The organism is Desulfogranum marinum (assembly GCF_016918565.1).
Classification (GTDB): domain Bacteria; phylum Desulfobacterota; class Desulfobulbia; order Desulfobulbales; family Desulfobulbaceae; genus Desulfogranum; species Desulfogranum marinum.
The window spans coordinates 1-4,924 of the sequence record NZ_JAFFQD010000093.1; the positions used below are offsets into that span (position 1 = coordinate 1).

At 44.6% G+C, this 4,924-nt stretch carries 4 protein-coding genes and 1 riboswitch; of the genes, 2 read left to right on the forward strand and 2 right to left on the reverse strand.

The window, feature by feature from the left end; translation table 11 throughout:
- Window positions 1–169: 169 nt before the first annotated feature.
- Entirely contained in the window at window positions 170–844 is a 675-nt protein-coding gene (locus JWH17_RS22740) for a tyrosine-type recombinase/integrase (protein WP_332468473.1), read from the reverse strand.
- A 559-nt stretch (window positions 845–1,403) separates the two neighbouring features.
- Between JWH17_RS22740 and JWH17_RS22745 the strand changes: the two genes are divergently transcribed.
- Together JWH17_RS22745 and JWH17_RS22750 are read left to right on the forward strand one after the other, a co-directional pair.
- Complete coding sequence (locus tag JWH17_RS22745; protein WP_205225000.1) at window positions 1,404–1,889, forward strand: PAS domain S-box protein; 486 nt, start codon at window positions 1,404–1,406, stop codon at window positions 1,887–1,889.
- A gap of 21 nt (window positions 1,890–1,910) precedes the next feature.
- Entirely contained in the window at window positions 1,911–3,032 is a 1,122-nt protein-coding gene (locus JWH17_RS22750) for a hybrid sensor histidine kinase/response regulator (protein ID WP_205225001.1), read from the forward strand.
- Window positions 3,033–3,671: 639 nt separating this feature from the next.
- Here the strand turns inward: JWH17_RS22750 and JWH17_RS22755 are convergent.
- Window positions 3,672–4,391 carry a hypothetical protein gene (locus tag JWH17_RS22755; protein WP_205225002.1) on the reverse strand — a complete coding sequence of 240 codons (720 nt, stop codon included), beginning with the start codon at window positions 4,389–4,391 and terminating at the stop codon, window positions 3,672–3,674.
- Between the two features lie 57 nt (window positions 4,392–4,448).
- Window positions 4,449–4,524, reverse strand: a riboswitch (cyclic di-GMP riboswitch).
- Between the last annotated feature and the right edge of the window lie 400 nt (window positions 4,525–4,924).

Here is a 4,924-nt window from a genome sequence, read left to right on the forward strand (position 1 = left end):
AAGCGGTCCCTGACTCCGCTCAATTCGGAGATAAATCTTGACTTAAAAGAATATAATGGGAAAAGTTAGCTGCAGGTAAACATCTAAATCAACAAGAAAAAACAGGGTTGTTACGTATACAAACTGTACATTAACGGGCGAGAGCCTATTCCCGCCCGTTGTTGAGTACCTATCCATAAAGCGTTTCGATCCACCGAATTGCTTCAGAGTCATTGACCTTTCCAAGATACCGCTGAGTCGTTGAAAGGTCGGCATGACGCAGGATGACCTTGCTCACAATTTCTATTGGAGTTCCAGACCTTGAGGCATATGTGGCTGCATGGCGGCGGAGGTCGTGTGGCCGAAGCTCTATTTTGACCAAATCCCCTGCCTTTTTCACCATTGACCAGGCAGCAACGTATGATATCGGAAGTATACGTTGATCCGTACCGAAATTATTGGCTTTTACATATTCGCTTAACCTTATCAGGATTTTTCGTGGAACATAAACTGTCTCTTCCGCTCTTCCACTTTTTGGGTTCTGGATGCTCAACGAGCTGTCCTGGATGTCACCAGGTGTGAGGCTCAAAACTTCACCGATGCGCATACCACCCCTGGCCATAAGCTCCAGCATCAACCTGTTCCGGATGTTCGTGGTCCTGAATATAATCTCATCCACAGTTTCCTTGTCAACTATATGCCACTGGATGGCCTGGGGTCGTTTGAAGATTTTTTTAATTACAGCCGTATTGCAGGGATTGGTCAGGGTAGGCAAAGCGGTGCTGATACTGAAATTGTAAAAAGCAGAGAGGACCGAGTATCGATTTCTCTTGGTTGCTTGCTTGTTGTCCTTGGTCAAGGACATCAGGAAATCCAAAACTTCTTCCTGGCTAATACTGGCTAAATCCCGTTTACCAAATTGGCCAGAAAACCTGGAGAGAACGAACTCACAGGTTTTGATGGTATTTTTTTTTGGAGTTGGCCTGGTGGTACTGAAGGTGGAAATCAACGGCTTGAGAAACTTTCATGGTGTACCTCCTCTGATTTGAGTTGTTGGAGAAGAATCTCCTGCTCGGATTATACACCATGTTCTGCACTGACTACAGGGTCTGGATTCTGGATGGATAGGAAGAAGCTAACCTTTTGAAATCAACCATCAGGTCAGCACTGCCAATGGTCATCTTTAAAATCCAGAAAATTCACGCCGTTCGAGATAATATGGAAAGATCTTCACCCTGAAAGCATCGGACCAAAAAAATAATGAAATACTAATAAAAAAATAAAGATCGACAGAGCCATTGGTATCATTATAAAAATCTTTACTTTTTTCAAAAATACATATTGATTATAGGTATTTATACCTATTGCAAATCACTTCAGTGCATGTTCTTTTTGTAAATAAAAACTACCATAAAGAAGGGTCTATGTCTGATCAACATTCATATGAAGAGCGGATAGTTGAATTGCAGGAACAAAATAAAGATCTACAAGCTGAAGCCATCAAGTATCGGACACTTTTTGATTCTTTCCCGCACGGCATAACTGTATCAGACTCCGATGGAAAGGTTTTAAAATCTAACTCGACATCTGAGCAACTTTTAGGAATAAGCAAAAACGAGCAGGTAAAAAGAAAAATTGATGGACCAGATTGGCGAATAATTCGTCCTGATGGAACAGATATAACCTCGGAAGAGTGGGCAGGTGTCATTGCACTTAAGGAAAAACGACTGGTTTCCAATTATGAAATGGAAATCGCAAAGAACAATGATGAGAAAATCTGGTTGAACGTCACCGCCGCTCCCATCCCCCTCAAAGGTCATGGCGTAGTTATAACATATAATGATATCACCGAGCGCAAACGGGCCGAGGAGGCGCGGGAGAAATGCCAAGCCAAGCTCATCCAGTTCTAGAAGACTGAAAGCCTGGGTCGCATGGCCGGGGCCATTGCTCATACCTTCAACAACCAAATGGCAGTGGTGATCGGCAATCTCGAGTTAGCTCTTGAGGGTACGCCACAGGATGCAGCATTGATTGAACCCCTGATCTCTGCAATGCAAGGAGCCCATAAAGCGGCAGAGGTAAGCGGTCTTATGCTCACGTATCTCGGCCAGAAAACAGGCAAATACATACCGATGGATTTGTCTGAAACCTGCCGTCAAAGCGTGTCATTTTTACAAGCTTCGGCTCTAAAAGAAACAACCCTCAACGTTGACTTACTTACCCCTGGCGTCGTTGTAAGAGGAAATGCAAATCAGATACAACAGGTTCTGGTTAACTTGATCACCAATGCTTTGGAAGCTATAAACAAGCGACAGGGGAAAATTGACGTGATTGTTAAGACGCTTCCTCGGGCTGACATTCCCTCAATGTTATGCTTCCCTCCTGACTGGAAGCCAGAAAATGAAACATATGCCTGCCTGGAAATCCGGGATACCGGTTGTGGAATTGACGAGAAGGATATCGATAAGGTCTTCGACCCGTTTTTCTCGAGCAAATTTACCGGTCGTGGCCTTGGCCTAGCCGTAGTCTTCGGAATTATCAAGGTACATGGAGGCGCTGTGGCAGTGGACAGCGAAAAGGGAGAAGGAAGCAGTTTTAAAGTTTATTTACCAGTCGCAGCCGAATCAGTTGCACAAAAACCTGATGAAATGATCCGTGCCTCAGGCATGGAAACAGGTGGCACGATACTGCTAGTCGAGGATGAGGAGATGGTTCGGAACATGACGACATCCATGCTCACTTGTCTTGGATTTAAGGTACTAGAAGCAATAGACGGTGTCGATGCGGTGGAAATATTTCAGAAACACCAGGATGAAATCGATGTCGTCGTAAGTGATCTAACTATGCCGCGCATGGATGGCTGGGAGACCCTGACTACATTGCGTCGAATTCGTCCAGACCTCCCTGTAATAGTGGCGAGCGGTCATGATGAGTCTATGGTATTTGCCGGAGGCTACCTCGAATCTCCCCAGGTCTTTTTACACAAGCCATATAAGATATCGGCGTTAAAAGAATCGCTGGCAAAAGCTATGTCGAATTCAAACGTTGAATGAAATCAACTGAAGATTTTTACGTATAATGGACCTTTTTTTTACTGATGATCAATATAGGGGGGAATTGCAGCAGGCTAGAGTATCGAGATTAATATTGCAAATATAAACCAATGGCTATTGACCTGGCGCCAAAGTTTGATATTTTTCCTGATAGTGTGTTCGCAGCGACTTAGCCTTAACATTGCCAAATCGAAGGTCTACAGTCCTGCATTTCCCTTCAGCTTTAGGTTGTTCCTGTTGCTCTTAAGAGAGAAGGAGCCTTGGGTGTGGTCGCCGATCCGATATGTCAAAATCGGGGATGGACTTTGGTTATCTCAAGTTTGTGGCAGGTGTGTTGCAATTTGTCAGGGGGCAGTACAAATCTATCTTAACCTGCCGTTTGTCTACAACCGCTCTAACATTCTACTGATAAGAAATTTCGTACAGAAAAAGAAAAGCGCCTTTTCAGACTGGAAGGGCGACCAACTGCCCTCGTATTCCTTCTAACGTAACCAACAGACCTTAGCTGGCAAACCTTTGGGTCTTTTCAGAAGTCAGATTGAAAAGGCGGTTACTGTCAGATCGGTTAAGTAAAAAACATTTGTTGCCTCTCCCATATTCCCGGTACCTATCCTATTAAAGATGTCGCCAAGAGGGTAGTTAGTCTAAATCGATCTTTTCAAAGGTGTTGGCCACCTGTAAATTGTTCTTGTTCTTACAGAACTCTTGACCACGCAGCAATAGATCCTGCTCGAAATTATTGTATCCTGTGTTGCCCGTCACATGGCTGGGGCAATCGACGACAAAGCCCACATGGTTGCCCACAGCCACATTGTTGCTGACAGTGCTGCCAGGTTGCGCCAGGATTCCCCACCCGTACGGCTCTGAGTTGTTTTGATTAACAGTATTGCCGGTGATAAGGCCTGACGAGACGATCCCTACGCTAAAACCAATGACCGTATTGCCGGTCACTATGCCGCCCATTGTTGTAATACCAGCTCCCTCGTTGCCATAATCTACGACGATCATATTCTCGACCCGTGAAACCCCGTATAGGGCCAATCTGCCATGCGCTATCCCGTTGCGCACGGCGACATAATACATATTGTCACCGGTAGTGATAGCAACGGGAGCGTCGATCGTGAAGCCGTTGAGGTCGATGGTCACATTGAGAATCGTTCCACCTAGATTCAAGCAGGTATCGGAGGCGGTGAGGTTGTCGGTAAGAATGTAAGAACCAGAACTTGTGATATTCTGGCAGGTGTTAATCTCCGTCGGTTGGGCAGAGGCCGCCGTTGCGAAACCTAAGACGAACATAGAAACCATAACCACTCGTGATACAACAGAAAATGTCAAAACAAAAAACTTGCGATGTTTCATTTTTTTACCTCCTTCCTGCTATCATTTATTAAAACAAAAAAGCCGAACCACCTTGTTAAAGGCAGCTCGGCTAGCTTATAGAAGACCCGTGGCTTTCCGTCCCTGTCTTACAACAGGTTTGGCTTTGTCAAACAAGTTGACCTAATTATTTAATATATTTTATGTAAGCTTTGATAGTGAATCAAGGTAACAGCGTGGTACCTCATGCGATTAATTAGCCAAATCACTGAAAAGAGATTGCAGCGCAACGCTATTTGCAGTGAAAATGATCAGTTAGCTGGAGATGTTCTTTGGCAAGATTAAGCACCGGAAGGAGAGCGGAAACTTGAGGTTCTTCCTGTGCAGTTACCGTTTGGGGTTGAACTTGCATTTGACCCACCGAGCATACCAGCAAAATCCCACCTTCACAGTTTGTATACGTAACAACCCTGTTTTTTCCTGTTGATTTAGATGGTTACCTACAGCTAATTTTTCTCATTATATCCTTGTAAGTCAAGATTTATCTCCGAACTGAGCGGAGTCAGAGGCCGCTT